This is a genomic window from Enterococcus sp. AAFC-DPL-5146 (assembly GCF_058216635.1).
In genome coordinates, this window is sequence record NZ_CM177103.1 from 1095798 (window position 1) to 1113083 (window position 17286).

The window sequence follows — 17286 nt, forward strand, 5'->3', positions numbered from 1 at the left end:
AGGTCTTTTTTTTAATTCTGCTCTTTTTGACTTGTGGCTTAAAGCTACCTATACTTTGGGAGTGATTTCACATGTGGGAAACAAAAAATAAATGTAATCAGGAGGTCGAAAAGAAGTATGAATAAGAAATTATCATTATTTGGATTAATTGGAATTACCATGGCCTTTTTTGGAACGGTTCGTAGTGTTCCGACATTAGCATCAACAGGATGGGCACAAATTTTTTATATGGTGATCGCTGCTTGTTGTTTTGCTTTACCAATTGCCTTGATTTCAGCTGAATTATCAACTGGCTGGCCAGAAGAAGGCGGCCCTCAAGTTTGGGTGCGTAATGCTTTTGGAGAAAAATGGGGATTTGTTACTTCGTGGTTATTATGGGTACAAATGTTTTTCGGAATGGTTATGGTTGCTTCGACTGTAGGCGTATTACTAGGTTATGTAATCGATCGTCCCGATTTAGGACACAATAATCTATTTATTTTCATTATGATATTGATTTCCTATTGGGGCATAACTTTACTTAATTTGAAATTTGACATGGTAAAAATTGCTGGTGACTGGGGAGCAGTCATTGGTGTGTACATTCCTTTTGTGGCATTAGTTGTTTTAGGAATGATGTATATGGCTAAACACGGGATCAACCAAGATAGTTATTTAGGTCATTTTGAAGCGAGCAAGTTATTACCTGATTTTAGCGATTTAGGGAGTTTGCCAACATTAACAGGTATTATCTTTATTTTTGCCGGAGTTGAAATTTCTTCTGTTCATGCAAATAACATTGATAATCCAAAACGTAATTATCCAATCGCTGTAATCGCGTCTGTTTTGCTATTAGTTGTTTTCAACTTAGTCGCAGGCTTGAGTGTCGCTGATAGTGTACCAGCTGGAAAAATGGAATTAGCTAATATTACTCAACCTTTTGTCATTATGACACAAGATCTTGGGATTCCAGCGATTTTCAATAATATTGTTTCTTTAATGATTTTAATAGGTGTGTTGGTTCAATTGAGTGCCTGGGTTTTAGGTCCAAGTAAATCAATGATCAAAGTAGCAGAAGAAGGAAATTTACCACCGTTCTTCCAAAAACGTAATGCAAAAGGAATTCCAATTGTTTTTGTCATGATCCAAGCGATTGTGATTTCACTGGTATCATTCCTATACGTTGTTGTGCCAGATATTAGTGCGGCATTTTTGATTATCACAATCACAACGACGATTCTTTATTGTGTGGTATATCTATTGATTTCACTTTCAGCGATTAAGTTACGTTACAGTATGCCAACTGTGAAGCGTCCATTTAGATTAGGAAGTAAAGGCAATGGATTGATGTGGTTTGTCTCAGTTTTAGCAATCGTTAGTGTGGTTGTTACGATTCTAGTCAGCTTGATTCCGCCAACCTCAGTTCCTCAAAGTGGCCATGTGGCATATATCATTTTCCAAGTGGCGGCAACTGTTATTATGATCGGTATTGCATTGATCATTTATAAAAGAAAGAAACCAGAATGGAAGAAAACTGATAAATAAGAAATAACGATTAAAAAAAGAATTTTCAGCATGATCAATTATGAAACTATTGGAGGAAAATATCATGAAAAATTTCAATACTGACGATACAAATTTAAAAGCATTATTTATAGGTGACAAAGGCGAAAACGTTGATTTATTCAAAGAACTTTTAAACAAAATGATCGATGAACATGTTGGCTGGAGACAAAACTACATGCCGCAAGATTTACCAGTGATTTCACCACAAGATAGAAGTTCTAAAAGTTTCCAAGAGACAGCGGACAATATGAGAAGTGTCTTCAATGTTTTATCTTCACGTTTACGTACAGAATCATTACCATGGCACTCAGCAGGTCGTTTCTGGGGTCATATGAACGCCGAAACTTTAATGCCATCAATTATTGCCTATACAACTGCAATGCTTTGGAACGGTAATAACGTGGCTTATGAGTCATCACCAGCAACTTCACAAATGGAAGAAGAAGTTGGAATGGAATTTGCTACATTGATGGGGTATGAAGATGGCTGGGGTCACATCGCAGCAGATGGTTCAATTGCTAACTTAGAAGGCTTATGGTATGCCCGCAATATGAAATCTTTACCATTTGCCATTCAAGCTGTTGTACCAGAAATGGTTGCAGGTAAATCTGACTGGGAACTGTTGAACATGTCTACAACAGAAGTTTTAGATATTTTGGATCAAGTGCAAGATAACTTTGACGAGATCAAAGCACAATCAGCTCGTAGTGGTAAAAACTTAGACAAATTAGGAAAATGGATCGTTCCCCAAACAAAACACTATTCATGGTTGAAAGCTGCAGACATTATCGGTATCGGTTTAGATCAAGTAATTGCTGGTGAAGTAAACAGTGAATATCGTATGGATATTGATAAATTAGAATCACAAATCCGTGAATTAGCAGCACAAGGAATTCCTACACTTGGAGTAGTTGGTGTGGTTGGTTCAACAGAAGAAGGACAAGTCGACCGTATCGACCAAATCATTGCTTTACGTGATAAATTAGCAAAAGAAGGTATTTACTTCTATGTACACGTTGATGCAGCTTACGGTGGTTATGGACGTTCAATTTTCTTAGATGAAAATGACCAATTTATTGAATGGGATAAAATTGAAGAAACATATGCTAAACATAACATCTTCCAAGAAAAAAATGATTGGTTGACAAGAGAGGTCTATGAATCTTTCAAAGCAATTGAACAAGCTGAATCTGTAACAATTGATCCGCATAAAATGGGCTATATTCCATATTCTGCCGGTGGTGTCGTAATCAAAGATATTCGTATGCGTGACGTAATTTCTTACTTTGCTACTTATGTATTTGAAAAAGGCGCAGATATTCCAGCCTTACTTGGTGCTTATATTCTTGAAGGATCAAAAGCCGGGGCAACAGCTGCAGCAGTTTGGACAGCTCACAAAGTCTTGCCGTTAAACGTAACAGGTTACGGTAAATTAATGGGTGCAAGTATTGAAGGTGCCTATCATTTCTATCACTTCATCGATGGATTAGAATTTAAAGTTGGTGATAAAACAATTGAAATTCATGCTTTAACAAAACCTGATTTTAACATGGTAGATTATGTATTTAACGAAAAAGGCAATACTGATCTTGTGAAAATGAATAAATTAAACCATGATTTCTACGATTATGCATCTTATGCAAAAGGTGGATTATATAACAATGAATTCATCACTTCACATACAGATTTTGCCATTGAAGAATACGGTCATAGCCCATTTGAATTTGTAAATAGCTTAGGTTTCTCTCGTGCTGAGTGGGAACGTGCAGACAAAGTAACAATTTTGCGTGCGGCAGGTATGTCTCCATATATGAATGACAAAGAAGTTTTTGATGAATATGCAGAAAAAATTAAACAAGCAATTCAAGAAAAATTAGAAGCAATCTATGCTGAATAAATAACGAAAGTGTCAATTGTTCGTAGTTAAGATAGTAGTGCTAAGAGGTAAAGTTAGTCATTTAACTTTACCTCAGTCGCTACTGTTAAATAATTGAGATGCATCAATGATAGCTATCTCTATAAAAAATGTGAGGAACGACCTATGAAAAAATATCAAGTGAATTTTAACGAAGCAGTTTTTTTATTAATAACATTATTGTTGATGATCGGTATTAGTATTATTGGTTTAGGTATTCCAGCTCATGTTGCCATTTTAATTGCTATTGGTTATTTACTCTTATTTGCTGTCTATAAAAATTTTTCTTGGGATTTTATTCATGATGCACTGATAGAAGGAATTTCTTCTGGCATTATTCCAATATTGATTTTTATTTTGATTGGTGCTTTGATCAGTGTTTGGATTGCTGGCGGAACGATTCCAACAATTATGGTTTTAGGATTTTCTTTCTTATCTGTGAAGTATTTTATTCCGACTGTTTTTTTGATTTCCGGCATTGTTGGCGGAGCTGTAGGTAGTTCGTTTACGACGATTTCAACGATCGGGATTGCTTTTTTAGGAATGGGGAGTTTAATTGGTATTGATTCATCGTTAACAACGGGAGCAATTGTTTCAGGTGCTTTTTTAGGTAATTCGATTTCGCCACTTTCGGATACTGTTAATTTAGCAGCTGCGATTTCAGAAGTTGATTTATTTACGCATTTAAAAAATACATATAAAACAGCTTTTCCGGCAGCAGTTCTATCATTTGGTTATTTCTTAGTGATGGGATTAAATAATGACGGAGCATTAGACAGTACGAGTATTCATGATATTGTGAATACACTGAATGAGCATTTTACGATTTCAGCAGTGGCCATTATTCCTTTAGCAATTCTTTTTGTTTGTGCATGGAAGAAGATTCCTGCGATTCCCACATTATTGCTGAGTATTAGCATATCTATTCTTTTGATGTTCATTACAAATACACATTTTTCATTTGTGGAGACAGCTAATATGCTTCAAAATGGATTTGTGTCTCATACTGGAAATAATCAAGTGGATGAACTGCTTTCAAGAGGTGGTATTCAAAGTATGATGTGGTCGGTATCATTAATTATTCTAGCTCTAGCATTAGGTGGCTTGTTGGTAAAAATGGAGATCATTGACTGTTTACTTGATCGGTTTGAAACAGCGATTAATTCTCGTCAAAAGCTGATTCTTATTACAATGATGAGTTCAATCGGTATTAATGTACTGATTGGTGAGCAGTACTTATCAATTATTTTGCCTGGAAAGTCTTTTATCAATAAATTTAAAGAAAAAAAAGTTCCTTTGACGTTGTTGTCTAGAGGATTGAATGATGCAGGTTCAGTTGTGAACCCTCTGATTCCTTGGGGCGTGAGTGGAGTTTTTATTTCAGGAACCTTAGGAGTTGCAACGGTAAATTACTTACCTTATGCAGTATTTTGTTATGTTTTGCCATTACTATCAATTTTAGTCACATTTTTAGGAAATAAAAAGCAAAAATAAGCATAAATAAAAAATACAACGCTATTCATTTTAGAATAGGTTGTATTTTTTTGAGAAGATTAATCCAATCGTTCTTTCTTCTTTTTAATTGCTGGGAGTTTTTTTAAAGGTCGAATCGCTTTAACTTTTAAAATATCTAAAAAGAAGGTAAAAATCGGAATACCGACAATCAGTCCCCAAACACCAAATAATCGTTCGCTGATTAACAAAATAACGAAAGTATAAAAAATCGGTAGATCCGTTTTACTAGACATAAATTTAGGGTTCAATACATAAGACTCAAATAGATGAACGACAATAATCACAACTAAAATATAAATCACATCATTAATACCGCCTTGGGAGTATGCAATAAAACTTAATGGGATACAAGAAATTATTACTCCAGCTACAGGAATCAAACTTAAAATGAAAATCATAATTGCCAGACTTGGCAACTGAGAAAATCCAATTAGAGCTAAACAAATAGTGGTAATAGCAGTATTCACAACGGCGATAAAAAATTGGGCTTCCATCACAACACCAAATGTATTAACAAACTTATCCGCAAAAAAGTAGATATCTTGGAAAAACCAATCAAAATCACTTTTTAAAAATAACTTAGAAAATTCTGCCATCTGCTTTTTCTCGATCATAAAGAAGAAACTTAAAATGAAGGAGAGAACAAAAGAAAGCCCAATTGATCCAATATCCTGAATATAACGTAAAATCATGCTGGCGCCATTTTGAATTTGTGCCGTTAGATTTGATTTGGCTATATATTCATTGATAACCATTAACAGCTGATTATGATCATCGGTTGGATTTTGATAAAACTGTACAACAGAATTATACATTTGCAAGGACTGGTTTATAAGTACTGGAACGTACTTTGTAATAGCTAGATAAACTAAGAAAACAATCAAAGAATAGGTTGCTACAACAAGTACAAAAGAAGGTATTTTAATAAATCCTTGAATAAATTTTACAAAGTGAAGCGCTAAAAAAGTAAAAATAAACGTTAATAGAATCATTGTAATCATGCTTCTAGCAAGATATAAAACGAAAATAACTGCAGCTAAAACAAAAAAACGTCTGAGGCGTTCGTTTTGAAGAAATTTTTCATAGATGGTCACACACATCACTCCTAATAAATAATGGTCTAAGGTTTTTCATTTGCAAATCAGATCCCAATGCTAGCTCTAAATAAGTACTGTTTCTCAGAGTAGTGATGTTGCTTGAACAGAAAAATCCTATGAGATAACTATAATGCTTTTTCCCTTTTTTTGATAGCAGTTTAAGCAATAATGTTATTTTTTTTACAATTATAATTTTAAAAAGTTGTTCCCCTTTACAAAACAAACATACGTTCGTATAATTAGCTATGGAATAAATCAAGGAGAGGATAGCGATGTTTTTTGATTATGAAAAAGAACCTAGAAGAGCGGTTTTTTGTATCGATGTAAAATCATTTTATGCTTCGGTTGAATGTGTGGCCAGAGGATACGATCCACTTGAAAAAATGTTAGTGGTAATGAGTCATGCAGAAAATACTGGTGGCCTAGTCCTAGCTTCTTCTCCAAAAGCGAAAGAAGTTCTTGGAATTACTAATGTAACAAGGAAATATGATGTGCCGAATCATCCAGAATTAGTAGTAGTTCCACCACGGATGAATGAGTACATCAAGGAAAATATGAAGATCAATGAAATTTATAAAGAATTTGTATCAGAAGAAGACTTACATATTTACTCAATCGATGAATCTTTTTTAGACGTAACAGCCAGTTGGAAATTATTCGGGCGAACGCCAATAGAATTAGCCAAACTAATCCAGCAAAGAATCCGAAAGGAAACAGGTCTATATATTACGATTGGTATTGGAGACAATCCATTGTTAGCAAAATTAGCCATGGATATTGAAGCGAAGCATAATAATGAATGTTTAGCTGTATGGCATTATGAAGATGTTCCTGAAAAAGTTTGGACGATTGAACCAATGACTGACATGTGGGGAATAGGTCATCGATTAGCGAAACGATTAAACAACTTAGGCATTCGTTCCGTGTATGATTTAGCCCATGCAGATATAAATAGCTTGAAAAGAACTCTTGGAATCATTGGTGAACAGCTCTATGCGCATGCTCACGGTATTGACCGCAGTCGTTTAGCTGAAAAATATATACCGGAAGAAAGATCTTATAATAATTCTCAGATTTTGATGCGAGATTATCTAAGGCAGGATGAGATTGAAGTAGTGATTCGAGAAATGGCAGATCAGGTGGCAGCCAGACTTAGAAAAGCTCGCTGTCAGACAGAGTGTGTTCATTTATCAATTGGTTTTTCAAAAGCAGCTAAGAGGGAAGGAACAGGTTTTTCAAGGCAAATGAAAATACCTTTAACAAATAGCAGTAAAGTGTTGGGTGAATACTGTCTAATGATATTCAGACAACATTGGCATGGAGAAGAAGTACGACATATTGGAATTACTTATTCCAAACTGAATTACAATACTTATGTACAACTAGATTTATTTCATGAACCAGATGAACAATTGAAAGAACTAAAATTAGATCAGCTAATTGACGATATTCGTCAGCGTTTTGGCTACGTTTCATTAGTTCACGCAAGTTCAGTATCATCTGGTGGTACAGCAATTTCAAGAGCATCACTGGTTGGTGGTCACGCTGGGGGAATGGAGGGCTTACAATGAGGAACGAACGAGATTATTATTTTGAACAGTACCAAGATCGAAAAATGAAAAAATGGGCAGGCTTTTATTTGTCTGAACATACAGCAATCATTGAACAAGAGAAGAAAAGAAAACCGCCTGAAAAGAAAACACAAATGAGTTGGGCTGAAATCGATGAAGTTTTAGCCCAAGCTTTTCAACGTCATGCTGAAGTAATCATCCAAAAAGAAGAATTGGATAGCGAGGGTAATTACGGAGCAGACATTATAGGGCAGATTCAAGGTCATGATGAATTAGGTATTTATGTGGCTGGTCAAAAGATTGGCTACGATGAGATTCGTCATGTACAGCTTCATTAAAACAAAAAAACATCTGACTTAAAAACAATCGTTTAAAGTTAGATGTTTTTTATTTAATTGTGAGAGACAAGGAAGAACTCAGCCAGTGCTAATAGAATCATTATTAAAGTAATTAGACCGCAAATAATTAAATGGCGACGTTTATGCATCATTACAATGGCAATAAATTCTCTTAAAAAAGCATTTGGCAGAAAATAAAAAGCTGTTTTCGCACCGATTCCATTAGCATCTAGATGAGCCATTTTAGCAAAGAGACCAGCTCGAAATAGATGGAAATTATTGGTAATGAAGATTGCATGAAAATCAGTGCCACCAAAAGCTTGTTCCATGATTTCTTTAGAAAATTTCATATTTTCCAAGGTGTTTTTAGAATTTGTTTCAACTAAAATATCCGTCTCAGGAATCCCTTTTTCTATGGCATATTGCTTCATAGCAATACTTTCAGCAATATGTTCGTCATCACCTTTACCGCCAGACATAAGGAGTTTAGGTGGATTTAACGTTGCTCGAGATTGAGCTTTGTAAAATTGAATCGCTTTTTCAATACGTTTACCTAAAAGTGGAGGTACTGTCTTCCCATCAATCAATCCGGAACCTAAAACGATAATGAAATCTTGATTGTATTTTGGTTGATTAAATTGATAAATGATGGAAATGGTTAGAAAGTTATAAAAAACAATTGAAAAATAAAACATTGATAAGGGTAAAATCCCGAACAAAACAGAAGCCCACGGTGGTAAAACTCTAGTAGAGTAAAAAGTGAAAATTAAAAACACAGTCAAGCCAATTGCTAAAAGCAAGGTCAATAAGTTGGCGAGAGAATGCCCCTCTTTTCGCAGAACCACAATCGCATTCCAGTACAAGAAAACTAGCAAGGCGTAAAGCCCAATCAATAGGAATAGTAACAAGATAACACCTGTGATTGCTGCTAAAATAGTCAATAATGGGTCAACTGTTCTAATTAATAAAACCCCAAGATAAGTCATACCAACGATCAAAAATAGATTGAATAGCAATCCATTCATCAACCTGCGTTTTTCTTTAAAGTAACAAAAAAGAAAAAGCAATAAAAAAGCTGAAGGGATTAGAAAATAATAGGTGTGCAGTTGAATTTCTAAATAAATAACATAGAAGATAAAGCACAATGAAAACCAGAGTAATTCAAAAAATTTACAATCTTGGTATCCTTTTTTTAGTCGCCATTTCGGAATCATAAATACGCCAATTAGATAAATAATGCCAATGATAATACTAAAATAATTCCCCATAAAAGAACTCCTTAAATAAATAATTTCCCTATCAGTATAACTAAAAATAAGAGAAAAAAATACTATAAAGTCTAGGAACTGAAATATAGTTATTATTATGTAAAATAACGGAAAAGATTTATGGAAAGGAATTAATTTCTAGAATGCTTCTTTCCGTTAAATTAACGTTTCTTTAGATAGTTAATTTAATTTTTTTTGTCTTACATGAAAGCGGTAAATACGTCTAGAAAAGGTGTAAATGCTACTTAGTAAATGTCATCTGTTTTTTACGGGAAAAGTAGTTGCTTAACATTTGTTTTTGATTAACTTAAAATGTGAAAAACATGTAATATGGCTAATTTTCCGTAGAGGTATCATTGTTTTTATATTGTAAATCCTTTATTTATAGGTGTTTATTTTTGTGACATGTATATAACATATATGTGTTAATTAATATAACTTTTCTCATCTTCTTAAAGGTTTACAATTACTTATAATGTCGTTATAATGGCTAAAATCAGGTCATGTGTAGGATGAAACTGTATATTACTTATGATTAGCTAGTATTTTTGGAAAAATAAAGTTTGACAGTGACTAAAACGTCAGGCATCTATTTTCTTATTTTCCCATTGATACTGAGCAGTTCTATTCAGTTTTTTTAATTTAGGAGGGATGTTTTTGATTACTAGCAAACAATTGTCAGAAACTTTTTTTGAAATGAATCATCGAAAATACTATTATTATTCATTAGCTTCGTTGGAAACTGAACAGCATCCGTTTGTGGCTAAGTTACCATTTAGTATTCGTGTACTATTAGAATCGTTACTGCGGCAGAAAAATGGAGTCGGAATCACTCAAAAACATATTGATGATTTGTCTCAATGGTCTTCAGAACATGTTAATAATGGTGAGGTCCCTTTTAAACCAGCACGAGTGATTCTTCAAGATTTTACTGGCGTTCCAGCTGTAGTTGACTTAGCCTCTTTAAGAAAAACTATTGCTGATTTAGGTGGGGATCCTACTAAAATCAATCCCGAAGTTCCAGTTGATTTGGTTGTTGACCATTCCGTTCAAGTAGATGTTGCTGGCGTGAAGCAAGCCTTGCAACTAAATATGAAAATGGAATTTCAGAGGAATAAAGAACGCTACCGATTTTTAAGTTGGGCGCAAAAAGTCTTTGATAATTATCGTGTTGTGCCACCTGCAACAGGAATCGTTCATCAAGTGAATATTGAGTATTTAGCATCGGTAGTCACACAAAAGAAAATAGATGATACGAATATTTTGCTCTATCCAGACACTTTAGTAGGTACAGATTCACATACAACAATGGTCAATGCCTTAGGTGTTTTAGGTTGGGGCGTGGGTGGAATTGAGGCAGAAGCTAGTATGCTTGGAGAGCCTTCTTATTTTCCAATTCCAGATGTTGTAGGTGTCCGTTTTGTCAATGAATTGTCTCAAGGTGCTACCGCAACAGATTTAGCTTTAAAAGTGACTCAAGTGTTAAGAGAGCAAAAAGTTGTCGGAAAGTTTGTTGAATTTTTTGGCTCAGGTTTAACCAATTTAAGTTTAGCAGATCGGGCAACTGTAGCAAATATGGCACCTGAATATGGTGCAACCTGTGGATTTTTCCCTGTAGATGACGAAACGATTCGTTATCTGCGACTAACAGGAAGGGAAGAACAAGCAGTTACTGTTGCTGAGAGGTACTTAAAAGAAAATCAATTATTCTATGATCCAATAAATGATCAAGAACCTAATTATACAAACGTGATTGAAATTGATTTAAGTGAAATTGAAGCAAACCTTGCCGGACCAAAAAGACCACAAGATTTGATTCCTTTATCAGAAATGAAAACAGCATTTGAAGAAGCTGTAAAAGCTCCTTCAGGTTTACAAGGGTTTGGACTTTCTGAAAAACAACAGGTAGAAAGTGTTCCTTTAGAATTAGAAGGCGTTCACCATCAGCTCAAACCAGGAGCAGTAGCGATTGCAGCCATTACTTCATGTACGAATACGTCCAATCCATTTGTTATGTTAAGTGCAGGTTTAGTAGCTAAAAAAGCGGCATTGCTTGGCTTAGAGGTACCAAACTATGTAAAAACCTCCTTAGCACCAGGATCAAAAGTTGTTACAGCTTATTTGGAAAAAGCAGGTCTATTACCTTATTTAGAACAACTGGGTTTTCATTTAGTTGGTTATGGCTGTACTACTTGTATCGGTAATTCAGGAGCATTGAAACCAGAAGTTGAAGAAGCAATCAGAGAGAATGATTTATTAACGGCAGGTGTATTAAGTGGGAATCGTAACTTTGAAGGTCGTATTCACCCATTAGTCAAAGCCAATTATCTAGCATCACCTCCGCTAGTGGTACTTTATGCATTAGCTGGGACCGTTGACATTGATGTATTCAACGAACCAATCGGTATTGGTGAAAATGATAGGCCAATTTATTTTAATGATTTATGGCCTACTAGAGATGAAATCCAAGTCTTGATTGATGAGTGTGTTACACCAGAATTATACCAGCAAGAATACGCACAGGTGTTTAGTGACAATGACGAATGGAATGCTATTGAAACCAACGACGAGCCTTTATATAGCTGGGAAGAAACCTCCACTTATATTGCAAATCCGCCCTATTTCAAAGACATGTCAAAAGAAAGAGAGCCGAGAAAGCCGTTAAAACAGCTAGCTGTGTTAGCTAAATTTGGTGATTCGGTTACAACAGACCACATTTCACCAGCTGGAAGTATTCAAAAAAATAGCCCAGCTGGTCAGTATTTAATTGATCGAGGAGTGGCAGTCCGCGAATTTAACTCTTATGGAGCCAGACGTGGTCACCATGAAGTAATGATGAGAGGAACCCTAGCCAATATTCGTATTCGCAATCAGCTAGTTCCAGGAGTTGAAGGTGGTTATACTATTTTTGCACCAACACAAGAAAAGATGGCTATCTATGATGCTGCGATGAAATACCAAAAACAAGGAACAAAATCAGTTATTTTAGCTGGTGATGATTATGGGATGGGCTCATCAAGAGATTGGGCGGCAAAAGGGGTACAGTTACTGGGTGTAGAAGCAGTAATTGCCAAAAGTTATGAACGAATTCATCGTTCCAATTTAGTGATGATGGGCGTTTTACCCTTACAATTCAAACCGGGAGAAGATGCGGACAACTTAGGTTTAACAGGAACTGAGTTATTTGATATCGATATCGATGAAACCAAAGGCATTTTAGATACTGTGAGTGTCACTGCAACAAAATCAACTGGAGAAAAAATACAATTTGAAACAATTCTACGCTTTGATTCAGCTGTTGACATCACATATTATCAACACGGAGGAATATTGCCAATGGTGATTCGTAAAAAACTTCAAAGCTAGTTTTGGGATGAATTGAAAAATAAGATATAAAACAAGTAGAAGGTTGTTAGCCTAAACTATCTAGCTTCACGAGCTAATTCTTCGGAAATGCGATAAAAATGGACTGAGGTATTTTTTCCCTCATTCCATTTTTCCTATTTTCCATTCGAGATAAATCGAGCTCGTTTAGCTTTTATTATTATCTAGCCTCACGAGCTAATCTCTCGGGAAAAAGATAAAAATAGATTGTGGCAGAAAGCGCCACCCTCCATTTTTTCTATTTTCCATTCGAGATAAATCGAGCTCGTTTAGCTTTTAAATTAAGGAGGAACTTGGATGGAGATTCATAAAGGTTTAGAAGGTGTTATTGTTTCTGAAACAAAAATCAGTTCGATCGTAGAAAATCAGTTGTTGTTTGCGGGATTCAATATTGATGATTTAGTGGCTCAGAATGTTCAGTTTGAAGAAGTAATTTATCTATTATGGTATTTAAAAATACCGTCAAATCAGGAGCTAGAAAAATTTAAACAAGATTTGGCTACTCAAATGCCAATATCCGATACAATCGTTACCTGTCTAAAGATTCAAACACGCCAGAATCTTCATCCAATGAGTGTGTTACGGTCAACGATTTCACTTTTAGGTGTTTTTGATCCTAATGCTGAGGCTACAGATGAAAGCTCAGCTTATCAGCAAAGTATTGCACTGCAGGCAAAGATGCCTACAATTATTGCTGCATATGCACGATTACGAAAAGGATTAGATCCTATTCCTCCTCGTAGTGATCTATCGATAGCAGCAAATTTTCTTTATATGCTGACTGGAAAAGAAGCAGAAGACGTACAGGTTGCAGCTATGAATCAAGCATTGGTTCTTCATGCCGATCACGATTTGAATGCAAGTACCTTTACAGCTAGAGTTTGTGCATCCACATTATCAGATGTTTATTCATGTATCACTGGAGCAATTGGTTCTTTAAAAGGTCCTCTTCATGGTGGCGCAAATGAACGTGTTTTTGATATGTTGACGGAGATCAATTCAGGCAACTTGAATGTAGAAGACTATCTAAATCAAAAATTAGATCGAAAAGAAAAAGTCATGGGCTTTGGTCACCGAGTATATAAAACAGAAGATCCAAGAAAGAAACATCTAAAAAAATTAGCAAAAAAGTTAACGACTTTAACAGAAAAAGAACAGTGGTATTTTTTATCTTGCCAAGTCGAGCGTTATCTAAAAGAGACGAAAGGCTTGATTCCTAATGTCGATTTTTATTCAGCGACAGTGTACCATTGTTTGGATATTGATAGTGATTTGTTTACACTGATTTTTGCCATGAGTCGAGTTTCAGGCTGGTTAGGACATATTAATGAGCAGAAAAAAGAAGATTGTTTGATTCGCCCTCGTTCACATTATGTTGGACCTAAACAGTTAAAATATAGTGATATACTACGTTCGGGAGGAATGGAAGCATGAAAAATGAGGCGAAGATTGCTTTTGAAAATGGCAAATTAATGGTTCCAAATTTTCCAATCATTCCTTTTATTGAAGGAGATGGAATTGGTCCAGAGATTTGGCAAGCAGCTAAAAATGTTTTTGATACAGCAGTAGAAAAGGCCTATAAAGGGAAACGAAAAGTAGTTTGGCAAGAAGTGCTGGCAGGAGAAAAAGCATTTAACCAAACGGATAATTGGCTGCCAAATGAAACGTTAGAAACCATAAAAACACATCTTGTAGCCATCAAAGGTCCTTTAACAACTCCGATTGGTGGGGGTATTCGCTCATTGAATGTTGCTTTAAGACAAGAACTGGATTTATATATTTGTTATCGACCAGTCCGTTATTTTAAAGGTGTACCCTCACCATTAAAACACCCGGAAGCCACAGACATGATGATTTTTCGTGAAAATACGGAAGATATATATGCTGGGATTGAATTTCCAGCTAAAAGTTTAGAAGCTGAAAAACTAATCGCCTATTTAAAAACAGAATTTGGTGTAGATAAAATCCGTTTTCCAGAATCATCAGCAATAGGTATAAAACCTGTTTCCCAAGAAGGGACAGAACGTTTAGTTCGCGGAGCTATCGAACATGCTTTAAAAAATAATCGTAAATCCGTAACGCTTGTCCATAAAGGAAATATCATGAAATTTACAGAAGGTGGATTTAAAAACTGGGGCTATACTTTAGCTGAAAGAGAGTTCGCAGATAAAGTCTTTACTTGGGAACAATATTTACAAATCCAAAGTAAATCTGGAAAATCCGAAGCCGAAAAGCAATTACGAGAGGCAGAGAAATCTGGGAAACTCATTATAAAAGATCGAATTGCAGATATTTTCTTGCAGGATATTTTACTTCATCCTGAAAAATATGATGTGATTGCTACGTTGAATTTAAATGGAGATTATATTTCAGATGCCCTTGCTGCTCAAGTTGGCGGAATCGGAATTGCACCGGGAGCAAATTTAAACTTGGAAACAGGACATGCTATTTTTGAAGCAACCCATGGAACGGCGCCAGAGTTTGCTGGATTAAATCAACTGAATCCATCCTCCTTATTATTATCAGGTGCGTTGTTATTTGATTATTTAGGGTGGAAAGAGGTCAGTCAGTTAATCACTAAAAGTATTGAAGAGGCGATAGGAGATAAGACGGTAACAAAGGATTTCGCAGATCAAATGGAAGGGGCAACATTATTAAGCTGTTCTGAATTTGGTGAAGAACTAGCAGGATTGATTAAGGGATAGACTAAAAAGAAAGGTTAGAATGCAACTATTCTAACCTTTCTTTTTTAATGATATAAAAAAAACTGACGAATATTCGTCAGTTTTTGAATTTACTAAGGTTAATTACGCTTTGTTAACGTTAGTAGCTTGAGGACCACGTTGGCCATCTTCAACGTCGAAAGTCACTGCTTGACCTTCTTCTAAAGTTTTGAATCCGTCGCCTTGGATAGCTGAGAAATGTACGAATACATCGTTACCGTTTTCTGCAGTGATAAATCCAAAACCTTTGTCTGAGTTAAACCATTTTACTGTACCTGTTTCCATAATAAAAATCCTCCTTGTGTTATACACATATTTGCAATTACTTGAAAGGTGAAAATGTGGAAGATGTTTATTTGAAACAGCTACACATATATTACCGAACAAAAACTACTCTCTTATAATAGCATATTTCTAGAGTCTTGACTAGTAATATCTCTTTAGAAAATAAAGATTTGTTAAGAAATGAAGATTAATTGTTAAAAAAAACTTATTTCTGTTATAGTATAGAAGTATTAAGAGTTAGATATGAAAGTAATGATAGAGTTATGTCGTAGAAATCTATTCCGAAGGCGCAGCCTTGGAGCTGCATAGATTTGAAAGTAGGAAGGGTTCAGATTGTTTAGATGAGAATAAGGTTATCCTTACTAATAGATAGTTTTTACATGGTTTATAGCTAAAAAAATATTTAATTAACTTAATTAAAGAGCCGTTTGACTGGAATAGTCAAACGGCTCTTGTCCATTTTATCTGATTAGTAGCGAAGGATAGCTACTAATGTTTTTTCATCGGGTGATGCTTTTTGGTCTAAAACAAAGACTTTTCCACCAGTTTTTAGAACTTTATCAGTGACTTTATTCAAGACTTTTCTACGGTCAAATTCTTCGTTAGACATTTCTGTTGTTTCGTTTACAAAGTTAGCTGTAGAAATAAATAAATGAGAAACACGACCTTCATCAGATGCCGGCACGATATCGACAAGTTGATCAGCAAATTTTTTATCTAGTAACTGATTATAAGCTGCAGTCTCAATAGTTTTCAATTCTTCATTGATCTTTTGAACACCTTTTTCAATATCTTTGATAGAGACTTGGGCAGGTGAAAGTGAGAAAGAAGCAGACGTATCTAAATAAGGATTTTTTGCTATTTTTTTAAATAATGTTTGATTTTCTGGTAAAGCATATAGGCGGATAGGAAGTTTATCGGAGTTGACAAACGTATCTTTTAAATAATTATCAACGGCTTGATAGTAATTTGTCCAGTCGATTTTTACTTCTTCATCTTTTGTATTGACACCGTGGTAGGCAATGCCTTCTTTTGAAGAACCATTAGAACCTGTACCGCCTTGGATGGAGTAATTTATATCACCGCCTGTTAATTCGTCACCTAAAGCAGTAACTAAATCAAGTGGGGCATCCTCTGGAAGTGAAACAGATGTTACACGATTATTTTCAACTAAGTATAGTTGCATAGAGTCTCGATTTAATGCCAATAAATAGTAACGGTAATTAAATTGATTATTTTTGATGATACCTAAGAGATATGGACGGTCATCGACATAATATTGATTTTCGACGGGAACGTTTAAACGATGGATAAAGATGTCTTTTTCGCTAATAATAATGGAGACACTTTTTGTTGCATTCCGCCAAAAAGAAGCATCAGCAAGTAGTGCATCGATTTTTTCTTGAAATGGTCCCCAAGATAAATCAGTGTATTTTTTCTCAAAACGGATTTTAGCCTCTTTAGCAAAATTTTTTAAAGCTAAAGAATCTTTTTCAACATCTTGATGAGCAACATGAGTGTTTAGAATAAATGTAACAAACGGACCTTGAACTTTGTCAGAGATTAGAACGGATAAATTATCTTTTTCTTGATCTAACATAATACATTCCTCCCGAGTTTAAAGCTGAATGAATTGCTTAATTCC

General features: G+C 35.0%; 12 protein-coding genes. 8 read left to right on the forward strand and 4 right to left on the reverse strand.

What is annotated here, in order from left to right:
- The first annotated feature begins 117 nt into the window (after positions 1-117).
- From tyrP to nhaC, 3 genes are all read left to right on the forward strand, one after another.
- Positions 118-1524: a tyrosine-tyramine antiporter gene (gene tyrP / locus AC4BB2_RS04960; RefSeq protein ID WP_490474324.1), complete on the forward strand. Its 1407-nt coding sequence runs from the start codon at positions 118-120 to the stop codon at positions 1522-1524.
- A 64-nt stretch (positions 1525-1588) separates the two neighbouring features.
- Complete coding sequence (tdc, locus tag AC4BB2_RS04965) at positions 1589-3442, forward strand: tyrosine decarboxylase (protein ID WP_490474325.1); 1854 nt, start codon at positions 1589-1591, stop codon at positions 3440-3442.
- A gap of 144 nt (positions 3443-3586) precedes the next feature.
- Entirely contained in the window at positions 3587-4954 is a 1368-nt protein-coding gene (gene nhaC, locus AC4BB2_RS04970) for a Na+/H+ antiporter NhaC (protein WP_490474326.1), read from the forward strand.
- A 59-nt stretch (positions 4955-5013) separates the two neighbouring features.
- Here the strand turns inward: nhaC and AC4BB2_RS04975 are convergent, their stop codons facing one another.
- A complete protein-coding gene (locus AC4BB2_RS04975; protein ID WP_490474327.1) occupies positions 5014-6069 on the reverse strand; it encodes an AI-2E family transporter in 1056 nt (351 codons plus the stop codon).
- A 275-nt stretch (positions 6070-6344) separates the two neighbouring features.
- Between AC4BB2_RS04975 and AC4BB2_RS04980 the strand changes: the two genes are divergently transcribed.
- Positions 6345-7643, forward strand: a complete 1299-nt coding sequence (locus tag AC4BB2_RS04980; protein WP_490474328.1) for a Y-family DNA polymerase — start codon at positions 6345-6347, stop codon at positions 7641-7643.
- Positions 7640-7981 (forward strand): hypothetical protein, encoded by a 342-nt coding sequence (locus tag AC4BB2_RS04985; protein WP_490474329.1) that lies wholly within the window; start codon positions 7640-7642, stop codon positions 7979-7981. Before AC4BB2_RS04980 ends, AC4BB2_RS04985 begins: the two co-directional genes overlap by 4 nt.
- A gap of 53 nt (positions 7982-8034) precedes the next feature.
- Here the strand turns inward: AC4BB2_RS04985 and AC4BB2_RS04990 are convergent, their stop codons facing one another.
- Positions 8035-9249, reverse strand: a complete 1215-nt coding sequence (locus tag AC4BB2_RS04990) for a YdcF family protein (RefSeq protein ID WP_490474330.1) — start codon at positions 9247-9249, stop codon at positions 8035-8037.
- Positions 9250-9906: 657 nt separating this feature from the next.
- On the opposite strand from AC4BB2_RS04990, the gene acnA reads away from it, so the two are divergent.
- The 3 genes from acnA to icd all read left to right on the forward strand — a co-directional run bounded on the left by acnA (position 9907) and on the right by icd (position 15338).
- Entirely contained in the window at positions 9907-12615 is a 2709-nt protein-coding gene (gene acnA, locus AC4BB2_RS04995; RefSeq protein ID WP_490474331.1) for an aconitate hydratase AcnA, read from the forward strand.
- Positions 12616-12930: 315 nt separating this feature from the next.
- Complete coding sequence (locus AC4BB2_RS05000; protein WP_490474332.1) at positions 12931-14067, forward strand: citrate synthase; 1137 nt, start codon at positions 12931-12933, stop codon at positions 14065-14067.
- Entirely contained in the window at positions 14064-15338 is a 1275-nt protein-coding gene (gene icd, locus AC4BB2_RS05005; RefSeq protein WP_490474333.1) for an NADP-dependent isocitrate dehydrogenase, read from the forward strand. Before AC4BB2_RS05000 ends, icd begins: the two co-directional genes overlap by 4 nt.
- 102 nt (positions 15339-15440) lie before the next feature.
- Here the strand turns inward: icd and AC4BB2_RS05010 are convergent, their stop codons facing one another.
- Complete coding sequence (locus tag AC4BB2_RS05010) at positions 15441-15641, reverse strand: cold-shock protein (protein ID WP_069698145.1); 201 nt, start codon at positions 15639-15641, stop codon at positions 15441-15443.
- Positions 15642-16110: 469 nt separating this feature from the next.
- Positions 16111-17241, reverse strand: a complete 1131-nt coding sequence (locus AC4BB2_RS05015; RefSeq protein ID WP_490474334.1) for a baeRF6 domain-containing protein — start codon at positions 17239-17241, stop codon at positions 16111-16113.
- Positions 17242-17286: the final 45 nt, after the last annotated feature.